We start from the raw sequence: 22,393 nt of genomic DNA, 5'->3' as shown, positions 1-22,393 counted from the left end.
ACATTCTTTTGCAGCACCATTACTGCTGACCTCGGTCATAAGGCCCGTTTGGGCGCGCCTCTTTACTGTGCGTGCCCGCGGGCCTTCCGTCGTTCCTTCCAGGCGGCGACGGATCCCCGTGTACCGTTGGTTTCATGCCAACTGTGAACACCTACCCGCAGGGTGCCCCGTGCTGGGCTGACGTTCAGACGCCGGACGTCCAGGCTGCCAAGAAGTTCTATGCAGAGGTGTTGGGGTGGCGCTTCGAGGACCACCCGACTCCGGACGGCCGCAGCTACGCGATGGCTTTCATCGGCGACGACGTGGTGGCCACCATCGCACCGCAGAGCCCCATGCAGGCGCCGGGTGCAGCTGCCCAATGGAACGTCTACCTGGCCGCGGAGGACGCCCGCAGCATAGCCGGCGAGGCAATCCACGCCGGCGGTGCCGTGCAGTTCGGCCCCGAAAAGGTGGGGGACACCGGCGTCATGGTCTTCCTTGACCCGCCGGGCGGCGGCACTACCGGCGTGTGGCAGGCCGGAACGCACCGTGGCTCAGGACGGTATAACGTGCCCGGCGCACTGTCTTGGGCCGAGCTGCTCACTCCTGAGCCCCAGGCTGCCATCGGATTCTTCCAGCATCTTTTCGGGCATGAGGTCACGGAGTACCTGCAGGAGGACGGCGGTACCTACAGCACGCTGATGGTTGACGGTGCCGAGGTTGCCGGGGTGGCGCACGACGACGGCCCTGCTGGCTGGCAGGTTTACTTCGGCGTGGCGGATGTCCCGGCAGCGGTGGGCAAGGCCGTTGCGGCGGGCGCGGAAGTCCTGATCGCGCCGGAACCGGCCGACGATGAGTCACCCGGAGCCACCGCAACCCTGAAGGACCCGCAGGGAGGCGTCTTCAGCCTGCTGGAAGTCTAAGCCCCCAGCGTGGGGCGGAACCGCCCCTAAAACGGAGCCGCCCCGCACCCGCACGAGCGCGGATGAGGGGCGGCCCTGTCAAAAATTTCCTACGCGTAGGCGTTGACCATGCGGACTGCGCCGCCGTCCACGCCCTTGGCGCCTTGGACGTAGTCCGGGCCGGACTTCAGGATGGCATCGGAGTCCGCGGCGACGGTGCCCATCACCCAGGACGGCAGCCCGCGTTCGTTCAAACGCGCGACGGCGGCATCCGCGGCTTCGGGGGAGACGATGGCCACCATGCCCACGCCCAGGTTCAGGGTGCGCTCCAGGTCGGCCAGCGGCACGTTGCCGAGTTCGGAAACGAGCTTGAAGATGGCCGGCAGTTCCCATGTGGCGCGGTCCACGGTGGCCACCAGGCCCTGCGGCAGGACCCGGGCAAGGTTGGCGGCGAGTCCGCCACCGGTCACGTGGCTGAAGCCGTGGACCGCTGCAGAACCGGTGACGGGGAAAGTGCGGGCCAGGTCCAGGCAGTCGGCGGCGTAGACGCGGGTGGGCTCAAGCAGTTCCTCACCCAGGGTGCGGCCCAGCTCGGAGACCTGGCGGTCCAGGGCCCAGCCGGCGTGGTTGATTACGCGGCGGACCAGCGAGTAGCCGTTGGAGTGCAGGCCGGAGGAGGCCATGCCGATCACGACGTCGCCCGCGCGGACTCGGTCCGGTCCGAGGAGGGCATCTTCTTCAACGACGCCCGTGGCTGCGCCGGCAACGTCGTACTCGTGCTCGCCCAGCAGCCCGGGGTGTTCTGCGGTTTCGCCGCCCACCAGGGCGGTGCCGGCCACGGAACAGGCGGCAGCGATGCCGCGCACAATGCCGGCGATGCGCTCGGGAACCACCTTGCCGCAGGCGATGTAGTCGGTCATGAAGAGCGGCTCGGCGCCTACGACGACGATGTCGTCAACCACCATGCCGACGAGGTCGAAGCCGATGGTGTCGTGGATGTCCATGGCCTGGGCGATGGCAACCTTCGTTCCCACACCGTCCGTGGAGGTGGCCAGCAGCGGCTTCTTGTAGGTCAGCAGCTTCGAGACGTCATAGAGGCCGGCGAAGCCGCCCACCCCGCCGATTACCGACGGGTTGTGGGTCGCCTTGATGGCGCCCTTCATGAGCTCGACGGCGCGGTCGCCGGCTTCGACATCGACGCCCGCGGAGGCGTACGTGATGCCGGCCTTCCCTGATGCGGAACCGGCGGCAGTGTTTGCGGAAGTCATACGGACTCTTTCTTGTCAGTGCCTGCGGCGGCGTGTACGTCTGGAACCATGTCGGCGTCGGTCAGCAGGTTTTCAAACTCGGAGTCCGGGCCGGGATCGCAACCGGTAGCGCCGGCCTTTTCGGCAGGGTCCTCGTCCGAGTCAACGGCGAGGGCTGCGGTTTCGCCCGGGAGGGCCGACGGCGACGGTGCCAGGCCGCCAAGGTCGGTGCGTTCCAGGAGGTTCTTTCCCAGCTTGTCGGCGCCCGGGAGCTCGATCGGGTATTTGCCGGTGAAGCAGGCGGTGCAGAGGCGTTCCCGCGGCTGGCGGGTGGCCTCGATCATGCCGTCTTCGGAGATGTAGGCCAGCGAGTCGGCGCCGATCGCCTGGGAGATTTCCTCGATGGTGGCGCCGTTGGCGATCAGCTCGGCCCGGGACGCGAAGTCGATGCCGTAGAAGCACGGCCACTGCACGGGCGGGGAAGAGATCTTCACGTGCACGGAGGCGGCGCCGGCTTCGCGGAGCATCCGGACGATCGCGCGCTGGGTGTTGCCGCGGACGATCGAGTCATCCACCACCACCACGCGCTTGCCGCGGATCACGGATTCCAGGGCGTTGAGCTTGAGCCGGATGCCCAGCTGGCGCAGGGTCTGTGACGGCTGGATGAAGGTGCGGCCCACGTAGGAGTTCTTGACGAAGCCGTGTGCGAACGGAATGCCGGATTCCTCGGCGTACCCCACGGCAGCGGGGGTGCCGGACTCCGGGACGGGGATGACAATGTCCGCTTCGTGGGTGTTTTCGCGGGCCAGCTGGCGGCCCATTTCCACACGGGATTCGTAGACCGAACGGCCGGCAATGGCGGCGTCCGGGCGGGCAAGGTACACGTACTCGAAAACGCAGCCGGCCGGGGTGGGCTCGGCGAACTTCTTGGACCGCACGCCTTCTTCGTCGATGGCGATGAATTCGCCGGGCTCGATCTCGCGGATGAAGCTGGCACCGACGGTGGCCAGGGCGGACTGCTCGGACGCGACTACCCAGCCGCGTTCCAGCCGGCCCAGGACCAGCGGGCGGATGCCGTAGGTGTCGCGGGCCGCGTAGAGGGTGCCTTCGTCCATGAAGACGAAGCAGAAGCCGCCCTTGATCTTGGGCAGGAGTTCGGTGGCGGTTTCCTCAAGGGTCTTGCCGGGCTCGCCTTCAAGGAGTGCCGTGACCAGCGCGGTATCCGAGGTGTTGCCCTGCTTCATTTCGCCGGTGAGCTGGCCGCCGTTGCGTTCGGTGATCATGGCGTTGAGCTCGGCGGTGTTGGTCAGGTTGCCGTTGTGCGCCAGGGCCACGGTGCCGGTGGAGGTGGCGCCGAGGGTGGGCTGGGCGTTGGCCCAGTGGCTGGCGCCGGTGGTGGAATAACGGCAATGCCCCACGGCCAGGTGCCCGGTGAGGGTGTTGAGGGTTGTCTCGTCGAAGACCTGGGACACCAGCCCCATGTCCTTGTAGACATTGATCCGTTTGCCGTCACTGGTAGCGATACCAGCCGACTCCTGGCCACGGTGCTGCAGTGCGTACAGCCCGTAATAGGTTAGTTTTGCTACTTCTTCACCGGGAGCCCAGACGCCGAAGACGCCACAGGCGTCCTGCGGGCCTTTTTCGCCGGGAAGAAGATCATGGGAAAGTTTTCCATCGCCGCGTGCCACTGATCGATTATCGCACGACATGGGGTAGGACTTTTTCCCGCTCCGCTTTGTGACCCGGCAGCGTCACGCGCCCGGATGCCGGGGCGTGCTGCCGGTGGCGGGGGTCACGGCTGCGGGTCGGTGTCCGGTTCGGAGTCCGGAACGGATTCGACCACGGCGCGCTGCTGCCTGCGGACGCTCCGGCGATCCAGGACCAGCGCCAGGACCGCACCGAGGACTGCTCCGGCGGCGCCGAACGTGATCATCAGGAAGCCGAAAACCGCGCCCGGGTCGAAGTCCTCGTCCGCGGGCACCCCGAATGCCGCGACTGCAGCTGCTGCGAAGCCCACCAGTGCGCCCAGCACCAGGAACGGTACGAATTTGGGGGCCCGGCGGACGGTTACCTCGCGCCGCTCGGCGGGGGGTTGGTTCGAAGACATGCCATCCAGCCTACTGCCGGAGATTTAGTGCGCGTAATGCTGCCGGGGAGCCTGGCGCGTACGGCACCGCTGAACCGGGCGAGCCACAGGAGGACCCGCACTGTCCGCCGAGCGACATGACTGATATATCTATTGACACCAACTGTGGCCGCTGTCATATTTTCTAGTAGCACTATGTGCGCCGTGTTGTGTAATGCGCAATAGATTCGGCGCTAGTCGATCAGGCTTCGGGTGGGCGGCCACCCCGCTGTGTCGGCTAGATTGGCAGCTGGTGCCGACTCACCGGATCCGGCCGGATCCAGGAAAGGAACACAGAACGATGGTTCACAAAGTTCAAGCTGTCATTGCCCGTGAGAAGAACGCCCCGGTGTCGCTGGAGACCATCCTGGTCCCGGACCCGGGCCCGGGCGAGGCCCTGGTGGACATCCTCACCTGCGGCGTTTGCCACACCGACCTGCACTACAAGCAGGGCGGCATTGGTGATGACTTCCCCTACCTGCTGGGCCACGAGGCTACCGGCGTGGTCAGCGCCGTCGGCGAAGGAGTTACTGAGGTAGCCCCGGGCGACCGGGTGATCCTGAACTGGCGTGCGGTGTGCGGGCAGTGCCGTGCCTGTGCCAAGGGCCAGCCGCAGTACTGCTTCAACACTGCCAACGCCACCCAGAAGATGACCCTTGAGGACGGTACCGAGCTGTCTCCCGCGCTGGGCATCGGAGCGTTCGCTGAAAAGACCCTCGTTGCCGCCGGGCAGTGCACCAAGGTGGATCCCGAGGCTGATGCTGCCGCCGTCGGCCTGCTGGGCTGCGGCGTGATGGCCGGCATCGGTGCTGCCATCAACACCGGTGAGGTCAAGCGCGGAGAATCCGTGGCCGTCATCGGCTGCGGCGGCGTAGGCATCGCGGCGATCGCCGGTGCCAAGCTCGCCGGCGCCACCACCATCATCGCCGTGGACATCGACAGCAACAAGATCGAAATGGCCAAGAAGCTCGGTGCAACCCATGGCGTGAACTCCAAGGAAGAGGACGCCGTGGAAGCCATCCAGGCCCTAACGGGAGGCAACGGAGCGGACGTGGTGATTGACGCCGTCGGCCGTCCCGAAACGTACAAGCAGGCCTTCTATGCCCGCGATCTTGCCGGCCGCGTGGTCCTGGTGGGCGTTCCGACGCCGGAGATGACGCTGGAACTGCCGCTGCTGGACGTCTTTGGCCGCGGCGGGTCCCTGAAGTCCTCCTGGTACGGCGACTGCCTGCCCTCCCGCGACTTCCCCATGCTGGTGTCCCACTACAAGCAGGGCAACCTGGACCTTGACGCGTTCGTTTCCGAGCGGATCACCATCGACCAGGTGGAGGAGGCCTTCGGCAAGATGCACGAGGGCAAGGTCCTGCGGTCCGTCGTCGAACTCCCCGTGGCGGCTTCCTGATGGGCGTCACCATAGAGAACCTGGTCACCTCGGGCACATTTTCGCTCGACGGCGGCACCTGGGATGTGGACAACAACGTCTGGATCGTGGGCAACGACGCGGAATGCGTGATCATCGATTCCCCACACGACGCCGCAGCGATCATCAACCAGGTCAAGGGCCGCACGGTCAAGGCCATCCTGCTCACCCACGCCCACAACGACCACATCGGCGCTGCCCGTGAAGTGGCCGAAGCTGTTGGCGCACCGATCATCCTGAACCGGGAAGACCTGGTCCTCTGGGAACAGGAATACCCGGACGCCAAGCCCGACCAGTACCACGAGGATGGCGACGAGTTCGAAGTGGGCGGCGCCGTGCTGAAGGCCATCCACACGCCGGGCCACTCGCCGGGATCCACCTGCTTCTACCTGGAAAGCGAAGGCACGGTGTTCACGGGGGACACCCTGTTCAACGGGGGGCCGGGTGCCACTGGCCGCTCGTACAGCGACTACCCCACCATCCTTACCTCCATCCGCGAACGGCTGCTGACCCTGCCGGCCGAAACGGTGGTCCGCACCGGCCATGGTGACAACACCACCATCGCCGCCGAACAGGAAACCCTGGCCAAGATCGCGGAGTAGGCGCAGTCCAGAAAAGCGCGCAGTGGGGGCGTGCCGGGAAACGCCGGCACGCCCCCTCAGCAATTGATCAACAAATGCCGGCAAGGAAGTTGGAACGATGAAGTTCGGTAAGCAGCCCGCCCCGGTGGCGGACATCAACGAGGACCTGCTTGAGGTCCACAAGCCCAAGACCGAGGCCGCGGGCGTCAAGGCCGTCATGGTCGCGCTGGAGCGGGCCGTGGCGCAGGCGGGCGTGACCCGTACGGCGCAGTCCCTGCTGCGGCTGAACCAGCGCGGAGGCTTCGACTGCCCGGGCTGTGCGTGGCCTGAATCGGACAAGAAGCGCAAGGCTGCCGAGTTCTGCGAAAACGGCGCCAAGGCCGTGGCCGAGGAGAACACCCTCCGCACGGTGGGTGCCGAGTTCTGGGCCAAGCACTCCATTGCTGAACTTTCGGAGAAGACCGAATACTGGCTGGGGAACCAGGGCCGGCTCAGCGAACCCATGGTGATCCGGGAAGGCGAAACGCACTATTCGCCCATCTCCTGGAATGACGCTTTCGAGCTGATCGGCGAGCATATCCGTGCCACCACACCGGACCGCTCCGTGTTCTACACCTCCGGCCGCACCGCCAACGAGACAGCATTCCTGTACCAGCTGTTCGCGCGGGCACTGGGCACCAACAACCTTCCGGACTGCTCCAACATGTGCCACGAGTCCTCCGGCTCCGCGCTGAACCCGACCATCGGCATCGGCAAGGGCACTGTGTCCCTGGACGACATCCACGACTCCGAACTCATCTTCGTGGTGGGCCAGAACCCGGGCACCAACCACCCGCGCATGCTCTCGGCACTCAAGGAGTGCAAGGACAAGGGCGGCAAGGTGGTGGCCGTGAACCCGCTGCCCGAGGCCGGCCTGTTCAACTTCAAGGACCCCCAGACGGTGTCCGGCGTGGTGGGCGGCGGCACGCCGCTGGCCGATGAGTACCTGCAGATCAAGGTGGGTGGGGACCTGGCACTGTTCCAGGCGCTGGGCCACCTGCTGCTGGAGGCCGAGGAGAAGAACCCGGGAACCGTCGTCGACCATTCCTTCATCGCCGCGCAGACCGATGGCTTCGACGCCTACCGCGACGCCCGCCGCACCCTGGACTGGGACGAGACGGAGAAGGCCACCGGCCTGGACCGCGCGCAGATCGAGAAGGTGGCAGGGATGCTGCTGGCCTCCAAGGCCTCCATCTTCTGCTGGGCGCTGGGCGTGACCCAGCAGCCGCACTCCGTGGACACCATCAAGGAAATGGTCAACGTCCTGCTGCTGCAGGGCAACTTCGGCAAGCCGGGCGCGGGTGCGTGCCCCGTCCGCGGGCACTCCAACGTCCAGGGCGACCGGACCATGGGCATCTGGGAAAAGCCCAAGGAATGGCTGCTCGCGGCCCTCGATGCCGAGTTCGGGATTACGTCACCGCGGCACCACGGCCACGACGCCGTGGAGTCCATGGAAGCCTTCGACCGCGACGAAGTGGACGTCTTCGTCTCCATGGGCGGCAACTTCTCGCTCGCCTGCTCGGACACCGAGGCGCTGGAAGCCGGTATGCAGCGCATCGGCCTGACGGTGCACATTTCCACCAAGCCCAACCGCTCGCATATCGTGCACGGCCGCACGTCGCTGATCCTGCCCACGCTGGGCAGGACGGACAAGGACGACAAGCACCCCAAGGGTGCGCAGTTCCTCTCCGTGGAGGACTCCATGTCCGTGGTCCACTCCACCCAGGGCCGCCTCACGCCGGTATCCGAGCACCTGCTCGCGGAACCGGTGATCGTGGCGCGGATGGCCGAGGCCACGTTTGGCCCGGACCACTCCGTTGACTGGCGCGGCATGGCCGAGGACTACGACGTGATCCGCGACCACATCTCCCGCGTCCTGCCCGGCTTCGAGGACTTCAACGCCAGGGTCCGCACCAAGAACGGTTTCGTGCTGCCCAACCCGCCGCGCGACACCCGTTCCTTCGCCACGGACATCGGCCGCGGCCGGTTCACTGTGAGCCCGCTGGAGTACCTGACGCCGCCCCCGGGCCACCTGGTGCTGCAGACCATCCGCAGCCACGACCAGTACAACACCACGTACTACGGCCTGGACGATCGCTACCGCGGCATCTCCGGCGGCCGCCGCGTCATCCTGATCCACCCGGAGGACCTTGCCGAATCGGGCTTCCAGGACCGGGAACTCGTGGACGTGGTGAGCACCTTCCAGGGTGTCGACCGCCGTGCGGACAAGTTCCGCCTGGTGGCCTACCCCACCGCCAAGGGCTGCGCTGCCGCGTACTTCCCCGAAGCCAACGCCTTGGTCCACAAGGAAAACGTGGCCCGTGAATCCAACACCCCCGGCTTCAAGGCCATGTTCGTGCGCTTCGAACCTCACACGGATGGGGACGCAACAGCCGAAGAGTCCGCGTCGCTGCAGGCGAGCGGCGTCTAAGAGACCACGCAAACGCCCCCGCTTCCGAGAGGAAGCGGGGGCGTTTCGCTGTTGGCCGGCTGTTCCGTTTCTGCCGGCAAACAAAAGGGTGGTTGGGCCTGCCGGTCTCAAGCAGGCCCAACCACCCCGTGGGAGGAAACAGAATCAGCCGCGGATGCGCTCCATGCCCGGGTCCACCAGGGGCTCGGCGGAGACGGTGGCCGCCACGCGCTTTCCGAAGTACTCGATCTCCACGGCGTCGCCGATCCCGACTGAAGCGGGTAGCCAGGCGTAGGCGATGGGCTTGTGCACGGTGAAGCCGTAGGCCGCGCTGGTGACGTAACCAACGGCTTCCCCGCCCACGTAGACAGGTTCCTTGCCGAGCACTACTGAGGTGCCGTAGTCGACCGTCAGGCAGCGCAGTACGCGGGTGGCGGGCTGCTCCTTGCGCTCAGCGAGGGACTCCGCACCAACAAAGCCGGTCTTGTCCTTGGCAATGGAGAAGCCCAGGCCGGACTCGTAGGGGTGGTGTTCGGAGGTCATGTCGGTACCCCACAGCCGGTAGCCCTTCTCCAGCCGCATGCTGTTGAACGCGCCGCGTCCGCCGGCGACGATGCCGAACTCCTGGCCTGCCTCGAACAGCAGGTCCCACAGCTTCAGGCCGTATTCGGCGGTGGTGTAGAGCTCCCAGCCGAGTTCACCCACGTAGGACAGCCGCCAGGCGCTTACGGGAATGCCGCCCACTGAAATTTCCTTGGTGCGGAAGTACCTCAGGCCGTCGTTGCTCAGGTCATCGCTGCTGAGCTTGCCGATCACTTCGCGCGCCAGCGGGCCCCACAGGCCGATGCAGCAGGTGCTGCCGGTGATGTCGGTGACATGTGCCCACTGTGCCGGGTCGGCCTCAGACTGCTTGCGGGCCTCGACGCGCAGGTAGTCGAAGTCCACGTTGCTGTTGACGCCAAGCTGGAACTTCTCCTGCTCCAGGCGCGCCACCGTCACGTCACTGCGGATGCCGCCGTCGTGCTCCAGCAGGAGGCAGTAGGTGACGGCGCCGGGCTTCTTGGTGATGTTTCCGGTGCTGAGGCGGTGCAGCAGCGCTTCGGCACCGGGGCCAACGACCTGGAGCCGCTTGAGCGGCGTCATGTCGTAAAGCCCGACGGCGGTGCGCGTCTTCCACGCTTCGGCGGCGGAAATGGGGGAGTGGAACATGTTCGCCCACTCCTCGCGCTCGGGTGCGCGCCATTCTTCGGGCAGCTCCTCCAGGAGCGGGCGGTTGGCCTCAAACCAGTGGGGGCGTTCCCATCCGGCGGACTCCAGGAAGAACGCCCCGAGCTCCTTCTGCCGGACGTTGAACGGGCTGACCCGCAGGTCCCGCGGTGACTTGCGGGGCTGCAGCGGGTGGAGGACGTCGTAGATTTCCACGAAGTTCTGCTGCGAGGTTTCGCTGACGTAGGAGTCCGAGGTCTGCACCTTCTCAAACCGGGTGAGCTCCGTGCCGTGCAGGTCGGTGCGGGAGCGGCCCTCCACGAGCAGCTCGGCGACAGCCTTGGCTACGCCGGAGGAGTGCGTCACCCACACCGCTTCGGCAACGAAGAAGCCGGTCAGGTCCGGGTGCTCGCCGATCAGCGGGCCGCCGTCCGGCGTGAAGGAGAAGATGCCGTTGAAGCCGTCCTGGATGTCTGCGTTGCGCAGTGCCGGCAGCAGGTCCCGGGTGTCTTCCCAGGCCGGCAGGAAGTCTTCGAGGGTGAAATCCAGGCGGGAGGGCATGCGGTGGTCGGACATCTCGTCAGCCGGCACTTCAGGCAGGGCGGACATGTCCACCGGCATCGGGCGGTGGGCGTAGCTGCCGATGCCAATGCTGTCGCCCCACTCGCGGTAGTACAGGTCCTTGTCCTGGTAACGCAGGATGGGCTTGCTGGCGCCCTTGGGAAGCTCGTTGACGCCCTCAAGTTCGGGCAGCGGCGTGGTGACGACGTACTGGTGGGCCAGCGGCAGCAGGGGCACCTCGAGGCCCACCATCTTGCCGAGCTCACGGCCCCAGAAGCCTGCGCAGGACACTACGATGTCCGCGGGAACCACGCCGGTGGAGGTCTCGACGCCGGTGACCTTGCCGCCCTCCCGGGCGATGCCGGTGACGGTGGTGTAGCCAAGGTAGTTGACGCCGCGTTCCCGGGTGCGCTCGATCAGCAGCTGCACGGCGCGGGCGGCCAGGGCGAGGCCGTCGGTGGGGATGAGGAGGCCACCCAGGACCTCGCGGCCGCCGGTGAGCTTGCCGGTGTTCAGCAGCGGGTAGATCTTCTCGCATTCGTCGGCGTCGATGATCCGGCTCTCCACGCCCCAGGAGGTCATCACGCCCATCTTGCGCTTGAGGTCCGCCAGCCGCTCCGGGGTGGTGGCCAGCTCCAGGCCGCCTACCTGGTTGAAGCAGGACTGCCCGTCCTTGGTCAGGGAGAGCAGCTTGTTGACGGTGTAGGTGGCGAATTCCGTCATCGTCTTCGACCCGTTGTTCTGGAAGACCAGGCCCGGGGCGTGGGACGTGGAACCGCCGGCCAGCTCGAGCGGTCCCTGTTCGACGACGGTGATGTTGTTCCAGCCGCGGCTGGAGAGTTCGTCGGCGAGGTTCGTGCCGACAATGCCGGCTCCGATGATGACGACGCGGGGCGATGCGGTCATGGCGTGTGGTTCTCCTGGTTGGCGGTGTCGATGGGGAGCTGCGCTGTCGCTTCGCTATGAGCAACGCACGTCACCATATGCAACACGGTGGCGCAGCTCACACCAGATGTCAAGGGGGATGTGCTTTGTTGCGGAGCCGGCAGGAGTATGTCGAGGGGCAGCAAGGAGGCCTCCGCCGCTGATGCGGCGAAGGCCTCCTGCTCGTGTCTGGGTAGTTCCCGGGTCAGTGGGAGAAATCTGATGAGATCTCGGCGAGGGTGCGCCCCTTCGTCTCAGGAGCGAGCCACTGCGAGAGGACGGCGCCGAGTAGTGCGACGGCGGCCGCCACCACCATGCTTGCCCCCATGCCGATGTTGCTGATGGCCCACGGCAAGGCGAAGGTGCCGAGCGCGGCTCCGATGCGGCTGAAGGCCGCGGCGAAGCCCATGCCGATGCCGCGCAGGTGGCCGGGGAAGACCTCGGCCGGATAGACCTGGGTCATTGTGGTGTAGCCGGCGTTGAAGAAGGAGAAGGCGAGGAACAGGACGAGAATGAGGATCGCCGGTGCGTCCGCCCAGACTCCGATAACCAGCAGGATGCCTGCGCAGAGCCACTGCCCGGGCACGGTGAGGATTCGGCGGCCGAGCCTGTCAATCAGCAGCACGCTTGTGACGACACCCGCGGCCGCAAGGGCGGACAAGCCGACCCCGCCGGCCCAGCCGCCGCCGAAACCGAACTGGGTGAGCACGTCGTCGGCGAAGGTCGCGATCGCGAAGTACGGAGTGACGGCGCAGAACCAAAAACCCGAGGTGAAGACGGTGGCGCGCCAGTTCTCCTTCGAGAACAGCATTCCGATGGAGGCGCCCTTGATTGTCGTCCTGTTCTTAGCGGCCTGGGCCTCCTGGATCATCCTGAGGTCGATCTCCTCGGTGATGCTGTTTTGCATCTCCGGAGATTCGACATACTTGTGCGCGATCGCGAGTGCCTCCTCCCGCCGTCCCTTCGTAATGAGCCAGCTCGGCGATTCGGGCAGGCCCAGGCGGGCGATGAACAGGACGAGCGCAAGTATGGTGCTGGTTCCGATGACTAGGCGCCAGGGAGTGCCGGCGTCATGCAGGAGCGTGCCAACGATGAAGGCCACCATGAAACCGACGTACCAGGCGATCAGGGTCAGGCCGAGCAGGCGCCCGCGAAGCTTGGGAGGGGAGAACTCCGAGAGCAACGGCCCGCCGATGGAGTACTCGCCGCCGATCGCCACGCCCATGAAGAACCGGATGATGACGAGCTGGACCACAGCCCCGTCTCCGGAGGTAATGAAGAACTGGGCCGCGGAGGCTGCCAGGAACAGGCCCATGTCCACGAGGAACATGGGCTTGCGTCCGAACTTGTCAGTGGCCCAGCCGGCCAGGGGGGAACCGACAAAGATGCCAACCAGCGGGCCTGCAGCGATCAGGCCGAGCGACAATGCGTCGAGCTGGAGGTCTGTCCGCATGAGCCCGGCGACGGGACCGATGATCCCGAGGATGTAACCGTCGAGGAACATCCCGCCGATGAAGACAGCGACGAGCCGAATCATGAAGCGGCGTTTGAACGCGGAGCTGGTCGCTTCTGCTCTGGTTTGATCGATGGTGCTGGCACCTTGGATTGTCATCAAAAGTTCCTTTGAATTTGTTGCGGCAGCAGGATGCCCGCCGCGGCGGTGGTTGATGGGGGACAGGGTTCCTCCACCAGTGGCCACCGCAGGTTGGTTTCTCGTCGTGAGTGATCGCGTCCGGTTGCCGCGGCCCGGTGCCACGGGAACAGGGGTACGCGCATTCGAGAGAGTCTTTCGTTTCGGGATGATCAACAAGCTTCGCTTTATGCAACAAAACAGTGCTTCAGGTCACACGCGATGTCAAGAAAGATGTCGGCCGGCAGTAGCGGAGCCCGGCCCGGGCGCCCAACCCAAAAATGGGCAGCAGGAATCGCGCCCCCGGTTGCGGGGGAGTAAACGGCCCGAATTGGCGTCCCGGAGCGCTAGTTCTCCTGCCCGGCGCCTGCCGGGAGCAGGCCTTCTGTTACGGCCCATGGCCGTTCCAGCCGGTCCCGGCCCGCGTAAACGTTCAGGCTGTGGCCCCTGCTGAAGCCCGCGAGTGTCAGACCGGTTTCGACTGCGAGGTCAATGGCCAGGCTCGACGGGGCGCTCACGGCGGAAAGCACTGGAATGCCGGCCAGAGCGGCTTTCTGGACGAGTTCAAACGACGCCCGGCCGGACACCTGCAGCACCGTGCCGCGCAGTGGCAGCAGGCCTTGCCGGAGGGCCCATCCCACCACTTTGTCCACGGCATTGTGCCGTCCCACGTCCTCACGCAGGCACAGCAATTCAGGCTCGCCGTCACCCAGCCGGAAGAGGCCGGCCGCATGGACGCCGCCCGTCTTGTCGAACACGGCCTGGGCCTCCCGCAGTTTGTCCGGGAGGGCGGCAAGTGCGTCGACGGGCACCTTCAGCGGGTCCGCGGAGGGATCGTCGTGCAGGGTTTTCCGCACCGCCTCGATGGACTCCGTGCCGCAGATGCCGCACGAACTGGAGGTGTAGACGTGCCGCATTGTTTCGGGCAGGGGGACGTCCGGACGCAGCTGGGTGTCCACCACGTTAAAGGTCTGCGCTTCGTCAGGGCCGCCGGCGCAGAAGCGCAGGGACACCAGTTCGGACGCGTCCCGGATCACGCCCTCGGAGACGAGGAACCCGGCCACGAGGTCGAAGTCGTCTCCCGGCGTCCTCATGGTGACGGCGAATGAACGGCCGCCCAGCCGGATCTCCAGCGGCTCCTCGGCGGCGATCACGTCCTCCTTGAACCGGACCGGATATTCGGTGCCCGAGCCGTCCAGGTGGAAGCGGTGGATCTTGCGGCGCTGCGTCATGCGTGCCAAGGCGTGTTCCTTCCAACGCTTACGGCCGTCTGGGTGGCTGCGGCCGCCGGGGTCCAGGGAAGCGGCAGGACAGCCACGGGCTGACCCGAGTCGACGCCGCCGGGAGGGACAACCATGACGCCCTCAGCCCACGCCAGGCCGCGCATCATGCCCGGTCCGGTGTGGGACACGGGAAAGGCCAGCCCGGACAGGAACCTGCACGGGATGAGCCGCGTCCGCCCCTTTCCGTCGCTGCATCCGCCGTCGGGGCCAAAGTCGTTGCCGGAGGTGGCGTGCTGGAGCTGCGGCAGGGGCTGGTTTCCCAGTGCGGCCAGCAAGGGGGCGCCGATGGTGGCCAGCGCCATCATGGCGGCGAGGGGATTTCCGGGAAGTCCGACGGCGAAGCGACCGTCCGGCAGTTCGGCCAGCACGGCGGGGTGTCCGGGGCGCATGGCGACACCGTCCAGCAGCAGGCGTCCGCCGAGCGCGGCCACTGCGTCCCGGAAGTGGTCGGTGCCGGACTTGCCTGTTCCTCCGGTGGTGATGACGACGTCGGCCCGCGCCGCTGAATCAGGGCCGGAGCCGTCCAGTGCCTCCAGCCATGCAGCGAAGGAGTCGCCAATGCGGGTGAAATTGCCTGGTATGCCGCCCAGCTGGGAAATGACGGTGCCCAGTTGCGGGCCGAAGGTGTCACGGACGTTCCCGGGGGCAGGAATGCCCGACGTTACTACCTCGGAGCCGGTCAGGACCACTGAAACCACCGGTTGTGGCTGCACCTCCACCAGGTCATGGCCGGCCACGGCAGCAAGGGCCAGGTGGGCGGGGTTGAGGACGGTGCCCGCCGGAATCAGCGTTTCGCCGGCCAAGGCCTCGGTCCCCGCGGGGCGCACGTGCTGGCCCGGCCTCGGTTCACCGGGCTTCGCGTCGGCGCTGACGGTAAGGACAGGGCGGCCCGCTCCGTCCTCAGCCACCAGGCCGCTTTCCTTGCGGAGCACTGCACTTGTGCCTTCCGGAACCAGGCCGCCGGTGGCGATGACGGCGGCTGTGCCCGGCGCCAGTGGTTGCTGCCCGGCCGCCAGGAGCCAAGGGCCATCCCCGCTCAGCGCCCATCCATCCATTGCCGAGGAGGCGTAGTGGGGCAGGTCCTGCAATGCGGTCACCGCGCTGGAGAGGGTTCGTCCGGCTGCTGCATGGAGCGGAACCTGGGCGGTGGGGAGGGGTCCTGCGCAGTCGTAGGCCAGGCGCCTGGCTTCCGGCCAATCGATCGAGTGCAGTCCGGTCCCCGCCATTGGGGACGTGGGATCTGCGATGGGCGTAAACGTCATCATGGATGGCCCCTTGCGGAGTTGAAGCGAAAACGCCCGTTGCCCGTAAGCGGTGCTTCGACGAGGAATACCTCCCCAGGTTTCAGGCCATCGAAGCACCGTCTACGAGCAACGGGCGACTGATATCTCATTCTTGCGACTATAGATATATCAGTAATTTTAGATCAGTGGTGGATGCCGTGTCCACACTTTTTTGAACGCTAGGCGTTTTCCAAAAGCGGGACCTGCTGGCGGGCAGCCTCCACGGTGTGCAGCAGCAACAGCGCGGTGGTCACCGAGCCGACGCCGCCGGGAACCGGGGACAGCGCGGCGGCGATGCCGTTGACGCTTGCCCCGTCCACATCGCCCACCAGGGAGCCGTCAGGGAGGACGTTGGTGCCAACGTCCACCACAACGGTGTCCGGCGAGATGTGGCTGCCGTTCACCAGTCCCGTCCTTCCGGCGGCCACCACCACAATGTCCGCCGGCCGGGTGTGCCGCTCCAGCGGGCCGGAGCGGGAGTGGCACACGGTGATGGCCGCGTCGCGTTCCAGCAGCAGCAGGGCCAGGGGTTTGCCCACGACGGCGGACCGGCCCACCACTGCCACGCTGCGGCCCGCAACGGGGACGTCGTAGTGGTCGAGGATTTCGACCACGGCGCGGGCGGTGGCGGGGGCGAAGGCCGGCTGCCCCACCGCGAGGCGTCCCAGGCTGAGCGGGTTGGCGCCGTCAATGTCCTTTTCCGGCGCGATCAGGCCCACCAGGGCATCGGTCCGGACTCCTCCCGGCAGTGGCGTCTGCAGGATGATGCCGTGAACCGAAGGCTCTGCGCTGAGGTCCCGAAGGACGTTGGCCAGCACCTGCTCGGTGGCATCGTGCCCGAGGTCGATCACGCGGCAGCCGATGCCCGCAGCTTCGGCCGCCCGTTCGATGGAGCGGACGTACCAGTGCGTTGACTCGTCGTCGGTGGCGATGACCACGGCGAGGGACGGGTGCGCACCTTCGTTCTCGAGTTCCCGGGCCTCATCCTTGGCGCGCTGCCGGATGACACCGGCCAGCGCTTTTCCGGACAACGCCCTGGTGGTTGGGGTGCTCACTGAAGGATCCTTTCCCGTACCCGGGCCGCGAGGCTGTCCGCTGCCGCAACAACCTTGTCTGCGAGGCCGTCCGTCTGGTCTGCCAGGAGCGACCTGACGGACGGGTCCTTGATGGCCACAAGGTTGATGTCGATATTCACCCGGGCGGTGGTTGCGGCGGCCCGGGCGGCATCCGCCGCAGCTGCGACGTCGCTGATGACGTTCGGGTTTGCCACCTCGCCCAGTTCGGTGGCGAGTTCCACCACCGAACCGGCCAGTTTGATGAGCTGCGCCGGGGTCTGCGCCGCCTGGACGAGGGCCGCCTGGATGGCGCCGCTCTTGGCAGCCTTCAGCTCCTCCGTGTCGGCAGGCAGCTTGTAGGAGTCAATCACCGCCTGGAAGACCTGCTCATCCGAATCCGCCAGCCGCAGTGCTTCGGTGGCCAGTTCGTCGGCGATGCCGGTGATCCGCTCCACCAGCGCCGCGTGTTCCGCATACTTGGGTCCCGTGGTGTACCGGGCCACCATGGCTACCAGGGCGGCGCCCTGTGCAGCATGGAGGGCCGCAGCGGCACCGCCTCCGGGGGTCGGCTGCCGTGAGGCGAGCCGGGTGAGGTAGCCGCTGATGGTCTCCGCACCTATTGAGGCTGTGCGGGGGGAATCGGTGCTGTTCGCTTGCTGTTCGGCCATCGTCAGCCGCGCAGCCGGGACATGGTGGGATCGTACAGCGGATCCTGGGTGACGGTGGCAACGATGCGGCGGCCGAAGTATTCGATTTCCACCGAGTCTCCCACCGAGACCTCGGCGGGAAGGTAGGCGTAGGCGATGGGCTTGGACACCGTGTATCCGTAGGCGGCGCTGGTGACGTAACCCACCGCCTGGTCCTTGTAGAACACCGGTTCCTTGCCGAGGACGATGCTGCGGCCGTCGTCGACCGTCAGGCAGCGCAGGCGGCGGGCCGACGTTTCCTCCGTGCGTCCTTCCAGTGCGGCCTTGCCGACGAAGTCCTCCTTGGCCATCTTGACGGCGAAGCCCAGGCCCGCTTCAAACGGGTCGTGCTCGGTGGTCATGTCGGTGCCCCAGGAGCGGTAGCCCTTTTCCAGGCGGAGTGAGCTGAAGGCGGCACGTCCCGCGGCGATGATGCCGAAGGGCTGGCCGGCCTTCCACAGCGCATCCCAGAGGCGCTGGCCGTTGTCTGCGCTGGTGTACAGTTCCCAGCCGAGCTCGCCGACGTAGGAGAGCCGCATGGCGGTAACGGGGACGCCGCCGATGACTACCTGCTTGGACCGGAAGTACTTCAGGCCGTCGTTGGTGAAGTCGTCGCTGCTGACCTCGCCGACCACCTCCCGGGCCAGCGGGCCCCACAAGCCGATGCAGCAGGTGCCGCCGGTGGTGTCGCGCACCTGGACCCAGTCTTCGGCGGTGCCGTTTGCGGTCTGGTGCCGTGCTGCCCGGTCGAAGTAGGCGGTGTCGATGTTGCCGTTGGCGCCGAGCTGGAACGTGTCCTCGCTCAGGCGGGCCACGGTGATGTCGCTTCGCACGCCGCCCTGCTCGTCCAGCAGGAGCGTGTAGGTGACGGCTCCGGGCTTCTTGTTCATTTCCGCGGTGGTCAGTTCCTGCAGCAGCTTCAGGGCACCGGGGCCGGAGACCTCGAGGCGCTTGAGCGGCGTCATGTCGTACATCGCGACGGCGGTACGCGTCTTCCAGGCCTCGGCTGCGGCGATGGGGGAGCTGAACATGCCGGACCAGGCATCGCGGGCCGGTGGCTGCCAGTCTGCCGGCATCTCCTTAAGCAGTTCGGCGTTGGCCTCGAACCAGTAGGGGCGTTCCCAGCCGCCGCCTTCCAGGAAGTAGCCGCCCAGCTGCTTGTGGCGGGCGTGGAAGGGGCTGACGCGCAGGTTGCGCGGGGACAGCTTGGGCTGGAGGGGGTGCAGGACGTCGTAGATTTCCACGAAGTTCTGCTGCGAGGTTTCGCTGACGTACTCGGGGGTCAGCTGGACGTCCTCGAAGCGGTGGATGTCGCAGTCGCCCAGGTCGATGGAGGACTTGCCGGTGGTCAGCAGTTCTGCCACGGCGCGGGCGATGCCGGCGGAGTGGGTCACCCACACGGCCTCGGCCACGAAGAAGCCGTCCACTTCCTTGGACTCGCCCACCAGGGAGCCGCCGTCGGGGGTGAAGGAGAAGATGCCGTTGAAGCCGTCCTCGATCTCGCTTTCGCGCAGGGCGGGCAGGATCTGCTTGGTGGCCTCCCAGGCCGGGAGGAAGTCCTCCAGGGTGAAGTCCAGGCGGGAGGGCATGTTGTGCTCGCTGATCTCGTCCGGCTTGAAGCTGCCGAGCTCGTCCAGGTCCACGGGCATGGGCTTGTGGGCGTAGGAGCCGATGCCGTACCGGTCGCCGTGCTCGCGGTAGTAGAGGTCCTGGTCCTGGTGGCGCAGGATGGGCAGCTGCGCACCATTGGGCAGTTCGTTCTTGCCCTGCTGTGCCGGCACCGGGGTGGTCTTGACGTACTGGTGGGCCAGCGGCAGCAGCGGCACGGACATGCCGATCAGCTCGCCGATCTTGGCACCCCAGAATCCGCCGCAGGAGACCACGATGTCAGCCGGGATCACGCCGTAGGGCGTCTGCACGCCGGTGACGCGGCGGCCGGACTGTTCGATCCCCGTGACGGTGGTGTTGCCCTGGTACTTCACGCCGGCGGCTTCGGTGCGCTTGATCAGCAGCTGCACGGCGCGGGCGGCGCTGGCGAGTCCGTCGCTGGGAACGTGGAGGCCGCCGAGGATTTCTTCCTCATTGATCAGGGGGTAGAGCTCCTTGCACTCCTCGCGGGAGAGGATCTTGCCGTCTATGCCCCATGCCTGCGCGTAGCCGAGCTTGCGCTTGAGGTCCGCGAGGCGGGTTTCGTTGGTGGCGACTTCCAGGCCGCCCACCTGGTTGAAGCAGCTGACGCCGTCCTCGGTCAGGGAGAGCAGCTTTTCCACCGTGTACTTGGCGAACAGCGCCATGGACTTGGAGGGGTTGGTCTGGAAGACCAGGCCGGGGGCGTGGGAGGTCGAGCCGCCCGGCATGTTGAGCGGGCCCTGGTCCAGGACGGTGATGTTGTTCCAACCCCTGGTGACCAGTTCATCCGCCAGGTTCGTGCCGACAATGCCAGCTCCGATGATGACAATGCGTGGCGTCGATTCCATGTGGTTCTCCTGCTGAAAAGTCATTGATGTGCTGTGTGCTGGGTGCGGCGCCGGCTAGCGGAACACCACGGTGCTGGTCTGGTCGAGCAGGACGCGGTGCTGGCAGTGCCACCGCACGGCCCGGGAAAGGGCGAGGGCTTCGGCGTCCTGGCCCACGGTGGAGAGGGTGCCCGGTCCGAAGCTGTGGTCAACCCGGATGACTTCCTGTTCGATGATGGGACCCTCGTCCAGGTCGGCGGTGACGTAGTGCGCGGTGGCGCCGATGAGCTTCACGCCCCGTGCGTGGGCCTGGTGGTACGGCTTGGCACCCTTGAACCCGGGCAGGAAGGAATGGTGGATGTTGATGGCCCGGCCCTCCAGGGCACGGCACAGATCGTTGGACAGGACCTGCATGTAGCGGGCCAGGACCACCAGGTCCGCCTGGTACTCGTCAACGAGTTCCAGGAGGCGCCGCTCGGCCTCGGCCTTGGTGTCCGGCGTGACGGGAATGTGGATGAACGGAAGGCCGGCGGCCTCTGCCATCGCGCGGTGGGTTTCGTGGTTGGACACGACCGCCACGAGGTCGCCGCCCAGGGTGCCGCCGCGCCAGCGGAAGATGAGGTCGTTGAGGCAGTGCCCGAACTTGGACACCATCACCAGCACGCGCTGCTGCGTCTGGTCGTTGAAGCTGAACTTCATGCCGAACCGGTCTGCGATGGGACGGAACTCTTCTTCGAGGGTGTCCCGGGTGTAGGCCGGTGAACCGGAGAACGCGGTACGCAGGTGCAGTGTTTCGCGGAGGCTGTCATCGAACTGCTGGTGCTCGTCGATGTTGAAGCCGCGGTCGAACAGGAAGGTTGTCACGGCCTGGACAATGCCCGCGCGCTCGCCGCAGGAAAGGGTCAGGACAAACTTCTGATCCGTCGGCTGCTCAACCGTTTCGGTGAGCGTGGTCCCGCCGAGGGCCGTCGATGAGGCTGTTTCCACCAGGGTCATGTCTCCTCCTTCTATAGATATATTCCTGTGTTGCATACTGATATATTAGGTTGGAGATCAGCGTATACTGGTCGGTGAGTGAGGTCAATAGGTTTTTTCGGCTCGAGGGGAGAGGTGCTGCGATGGCAATTGAAACTTTGGCGCTTGCGGAAGATGCCGCCAGGAAATCGCTCGCGGACGTTGCCTACGAAAGCATCCGCGACAGGCTGCTGATGCTGGACATCAAGCCCGGCGACCTGCTCAACGACGACGCGCTGTCCAAGTCACTGGGCGTGGGACGAACTCCCGTTCGCGAGGCCCTCAAGCGGCTGGAGCTGGACAGGCTGGTGGTGACCTACCCGCGGCGCGGCACTTTTGCCACCAGGGTGGACGTGACCGACCTTTCGTTCATTTCCGAGATCCGCGCGCAGCTGGAGCCCCTGGCGGCCTCGCGCGCAGCGCGCGTTGCCTCGCCGGCCGTCCGGGCGAACCTCAAGGACATCCTGACTGAGGTTGAGGCCTTCGATGTCAGCGCGGCCTCCGTGGTGGAAACTCTCCAGCTGGATTCCCGGGTCCACCACAGCATCTATGCGGCCGCTGCAAACCCACACCTTGAGGACATCCTGATCCGCTACGACAACCTGGCAACAAGGATCTGGTGCATGGTAGTGGACCGCCTCCCGGACCTCTCGGCCCATGTGCACGAGCACCTGAACCTGCTGCGGGCGGTCATCGACGGCGACGAAGACAGCGCGGCCGACCTGGCACGCGTGCACGTCAGCGGGTTTGAGCGCGCCGTCCGTGAGGCACTGTTTAGCGCCTGAGCGACTGACCGCCGCCGTCGCGCCGTCCGCTGGGGGTGACTCCCGCCGTCGCGCTGTCCGCGAGACGCATGTCTGTGCCCGGATAGCGCCAACCCGTTGCCGCCCGGCCTTGCCCGCGGCGGCGCATTTCCAGCCGACAGCGCCGGCATTCCGGAACAGTATTGACGCCCAGTGTGACCCGGGTCATACTTTCTTCAAGATTGATATATCAAAAAAATATCAATGCGGGCCCGTGAGGGTTGACCAGACTATCCGGAGGAAGAGATGAACCCCAGCGTGCAGGCCGTCGCAGATGCCGGAAGCAGCACCCTCGAGGCGAGGCTGAACGGCCGCGGCAAAAGCGTGCCGGTGCAGGGAGCCCGGGCCGACTGGGCCCGCCTGCCCGGGCATACCGTGGAGGTGTGGTTGCTCGGGGAGCATGTGGCAACGGGAGTGGTGGACCAGGCCGCGGACGACGATTCGGTCCTGTGGCTTGCCGGCGCCGGCGCAGATACCCGCCGCCTTTTCGATAAGGGCACTGGCTACCAGATGTGGGTCTAGCGGGTACCGAGGCTGCAGCGCAGCCCTGCCCGCCTACCGCACGGCCTATGGCGGGCGGTGGACAGTGCGCCGTTGCCGTCATCCCGGACGCTGACCAGCAGGTTCTCGCCGTCGCAATCCCACCGCGTGGGGACCCGCCGCACCTCCGGCTGCTCCATCATGGTCAGCAGGAGTCCCCGCACGATGGCACGCGCGGCCACGGCCACCTCGCCGGGCAGCGCCTTGCCGTTGAGGGACGGCTCAAGGAACTGGACGTCTACGCCGCTT

At 66.4% G+C, this 22,393-nt stretch carries 17 protein-coding genes and 1 pseudogene; 6 read left to right on the top strand and 12 right to left on the bottom strand.

The genetic code is table 11. From position 1 onward, the window contains the following. The first annotated feature begins 134 nt into the window (after nt 1-134). Nucleotides 135-902: a VOC family protein gene (locus ACHL_RS17415; protein ID WP_015938626.1), complete on the top strand. Its 768-nt coding sequence runs from the start codon at nt 135-137 to the stop codon at nt 900-902. 89 nt (nt 903-991) lie between these two features. On the opposite strand, the gene purM is transcribed toward ACHL_RS17415, so the two are convergent. From purM to ACHL_RS17400, 3 genes are all read right to left on the bottom strand, one after another. Then, nucleotides 992-2,149: a phosphoribosylformylglycinamidine cyclo-ligase gene (gene purM, locus ACHL_RS17410; protein WP_015938625.1), complete on the bottom strand. Its 1,158-nt coding sequence runs from the start codon at nt 2,147-2,149 to the stop codon at nt 992-994. After that, nucleotides 2,146-3,816: an amidophosphoribosyltransferase gene (gene purF / locus ACHL_RS17405; protein ID WP_043794197.1), complete on the bottom strand. Its 1,671-nt coding sequence runs from the start codon at nt 3,814-3,816 to the stop codon at nt 2,146-2,148. Before purF ends, purM begins: the two co-directional genes overlap by 4 nt. 104 nt (nt 3,817-3,920) lie before the next feature. Beyond that, nucleotides 3,921-4,235, bottom strand: coding sequence for a hypothetical protein (locus tag ACHL_RS17400; RefSeq protein WP_015938623.1), 315 nt, complete (start codon nt 4,233-4,235; stop codon nt 3,921-3,923). Between the two features lie 319 nt (nt 4,236-4,554). On the opposite strand from ACHL_RS17400, the gene ACHL_RS17395 reads away from it, so the two are divergent. The 3 genes from ACHL_RS17395 (at nt 4,555) to ACHL_RS17385 (ending at nt 8,724) form a co-directional block, all read left to right on the top strand. Then, a complete protein-coding gene (locus ACHL_RS17395) occupies nt 4,555-5,655 on the top strand; it encodes an S-(hydroxymethyl)mycothiol dehydrogenase (RefSeq protein ID WP_015938622.1) in 1,101 nt (366 codons plus the stop codon). Further along, nucleotides 5,655-6,275, top strand: a complete 621-nt coding sequence (locus tag ACHL_RS17390) for an MBL fold metallo-hydrolase (RefSeq protein ID WP_015938621.1) — start codon at nt 5,655-5,657, stop codon at nt 6,273-6,275. Before ACHL_RS17395 ends, ACHL_RS17390 begins: the two co-directional genes overlap by 1 nt. Before the next feature lie 97 nt (nt 6,276-6,372). After that, entirely contained in the window at nt 6,373-8,724 is a 2,352-nt protein-coding gene (locus ACHL_RS17385; protein WP_015938620.1) for an FdhF/YdeP family oxidoreductase, read from the top strand. Nucleotides 8,725-8,868: 144 nt separating this feature from the next. On the opposite strand, the gene ACHL_RS17380 is transcribed toward ACHL_RS17385, so the two are convergent. The 8 genes from ACHL_RS17380 to purU form a co-directional block, all read right to left on the bottom strand. Continuing rightward, the gene (locus ACHL_RS17380; RefSeq protein ID WP_015938619.1) at nt 8,869-11,376 is read right to left on the bottom strand and encodes a GcvT family protein; all 2,508 of its coding nucleotides are present in this window, start codon (nt 11,374-11,376) and stop codon (nt 8,869-8,871) included. A 223-nt stretch (nt 11,377-11,599) separates the two neighbouring features. Further along, nucleotides 11,600-13,006, bottom strand: a complete 1,407-nt coding sequence (locus ACHL_RS17375; RefSeq protein WP_015938618.1) for an MFS transporter — start codon at nt 13,004-13,006, stop codon at nt 11,600-11,602. A 365-nt stretch (nt 13,007-13,371) separates the two neighbouring features. Continuing rightward, complete coding sequence (gene fdhD, locus ACHL_RS17370) at nt 13,372-14,265, bottom strand: formate dehydrogenase accessory sulfurtransferase FdhD (protein ID WP_050767113.1); 894 nt, start codon at nt 14,263-14,265, stop codon at nt 13,372-13,374. Then, complete coding sequence (locus ACHL_RS17365; RefSeq protein ID WP_015938616.1) at nt 14,253-15,572, bottom strand: molybdopterin molybdotransferase MoeA; 1,320 nt, start codon at nt 15,570-15,572, stop codon at nt 14,253-14,255. Before ACHL_RS17365 ends, fdhD begins: the two co-directional genes overlap by 13 nt. A 197-nt stretch (nt 15,573-15,769) precedes the next feature. Next, on the bottom strand, nt 15,770-16,645 hold the full coding sequence (locus tag ACHL_RS17360) for a bifunctional 5,10-methylenetetrahydrofolate dehydrogenase/5,10-methenyltetrahydrofolate cyclohydrolase (protein WP_015938615.1): 876 nt from the start codon (nt 16,643-16,645) through the stop codon (nt 15,770-15,772). After that, nucleotides 16,642-17,313, bottom strand: a complete 672-nt coding sequence (locus tag ACHL_RS17355; RefSeq protein ID WP_015938614.1) for a cyclodeaminase/cyclohydrolase family protein — start codon at nt 17,311-17,313, stop codon at nt 16,642-16,644. The genes ACHL_RS17360 and ACHL_RS17355 overlap by 4 nt, the downstream gene beginning before the upstream one ends. 2 nt (nt 17,314-17,315) lie before the next feature. After that, nucleotides 17,316-19,808 (bottom strand): GcvT family protein, encoded by a 2,493-nt coding sequence (locus ACHL_RS17350; protein WP_015938613.1) that lies wholly within the window; start codon nt 19,806-19,808, stop codon nt 17,316-17,318. A 54-nt stretch (nt 19,809-19,862) separates the two neighbouring features. Further along, a complete protein-coding gene (gene purU, locus ACHL_RS17345) occupies nt 19,863-20,783 on the bottom strand; it encodes a formyltetrahydrofolate deformylase (RefSeq protein ID WP_015938612.1) in 921 nt (306 codons plus the stop codon). A gap of 122 nt (nt 20,784-20,905) precedes the next feature. Between purU and ACHL_RS17340 the strand changes: the two genes are divergently transcribed. Both ACHL_RS17340 and ACHL_RS17335 read left to right on the top strand, forming a co-directional pair. Further along, nucleotides 20,906-21,586: a GntR family transcriptional regulator gene (locus ACHL_RS17340; RefSeq protein WP_015938611.1), complete on the top strand. Its 681-nt coding sequence runs from the start codon at nt 20,906-20,908 to the stop codon at nt 21,584-21,586. 264 nt (nt 21,587-21,850) lie between these two features. Then, the gene (locus ACHL_RS17335; RefSeq protein ID WP_015938610.1) at nt 21,851-22,126 is read left to right on the top strand and encodes a hypothetical protein; all 276 of its coding nucleotides are present in this window, start codon (nt 21,851-21,853) and stop codon (nt 22,124-22,126) included. A 59-nt stretch (nt 22,127-22,185) separates the two neighbouring features. Here ACHL_RS17335 and ACHL_RS17330 read toward each other — a convergent pair. Continuing rightward, a pseudogene (locus ACHL_RS17330) lies at nt 22,186-22,392 on the bottom strand (LuxR family transcriptional regulator); the annotation flags it as partial. Nucleotide 22,393 lies beyond the last annotated feature (1 nt).

It is taken from the genome of Pseudarthrobacter chlorophenolicus A6, from assembly GCF_000022025.1.
Lineage (GTDB): Bacteria > Actinomycetota > Actinomycetes > Actinomycetales > Micrococcaceae > Arthrobacter > Arthrobacter chlorophenolicus.
This window is presented reverse-complemented; position numbering and strand designations above follow the sequence as displayed.

Coding starts and splice junctions, on each gene's coding strand:
- ACHL_RS17350 (WP_015938613.1), bottom strand. CDS start 19,808: ATGGAATCGACGCCACGCATTGTCATCATCGGAGCTGGCATTGTCGGC.
- ACHL_RS17385 (WP_015938620.1), top strand. CDS start 6,373: ATGAAGTTCGGTAAGCAGCCCGCCCCGGTGGCGGACATCAACGAGGAC.
- ACHL_RS17335 (WP_015938610.1), top strand. CDS start 21,851: ATGAACCCCAGCGTGCAGGCCGTCGCAGATGCCGGAAGCAGCACCCTC.
- ACHL_RS17340 (WP_015938611.1), top strand. CDS start 20,906: ATGGCAATTGAAACTTTGGCGCTTGCGGAAGATGCCGCCAGGAAATCG.
- purM (WP_015938625.1), bottom strand. CDS start 2,149: ATGACTTCCGCAAACACTGCCGCCGGTTCCGCATCAGGGAAGGCCGGC.
- ACHL_RS17400 (WP_015938623.1), bottom strand. CDS start 4,235: ATGTCTTCGAACCAACCCCCCGCCGAGCGGCGCGAGGTAACCGTCCGC.
- ACHL_RS17415 (WP_015938626.1), top strand. CDS start 135: ATGCCAACTGTGAACACCTACCCGCAGGGTGCCCCGTGCTGGGCTGAC.
- ACHL_RS17355 (WP_015938614.1), bottom strand. CDS start 17,313: ATGGCCGAACAGCAAGCGAACAGCACCGATTCCCCCCGCACAGCCTCA.
- ACHL_RS17390 (WP_015938621.1), top strand. CDS start 5,655: ATGGGCGTCACCATAGAGAACCTGGTCACCTCGGGCACATTTTCGCTC.
- ACHL_RS17395 (WP_015938622.1), top strand. CDS start 4,555: ATGGTTCACAAAGTTCAAGCTGTCATTGCCCGTGAGAAGAACGCCCCG.
- ACHL_RS17365 (WP_015938616.1), bottom strand. CDS start 15,572: ATGATGACGTTTACGCCCATCGCAGATCCCACGTCCCCAATGGCGGGG.
- purU (WP_015938612.1), bottom strand. CDS start 20,783: ATGACCCTGGTGGAAACAGCCTCATCGACGGCCCTCGGCGGGACCACG.
- ACHL_RS17380 (WP_015938619.1), bottom strand. CDS start 11,376: ATGACCGCATCGCCCCGCGTCGTCATCATCGGAGCCGGCATTGTCGGC.
- ACHL_RS17375 (WP_015938618.1), bottom strand. CDS start 13,006: ATGACAATCCAAGGTGCCAGCACCATCGATCAAACCAGAGCAGAAGCG.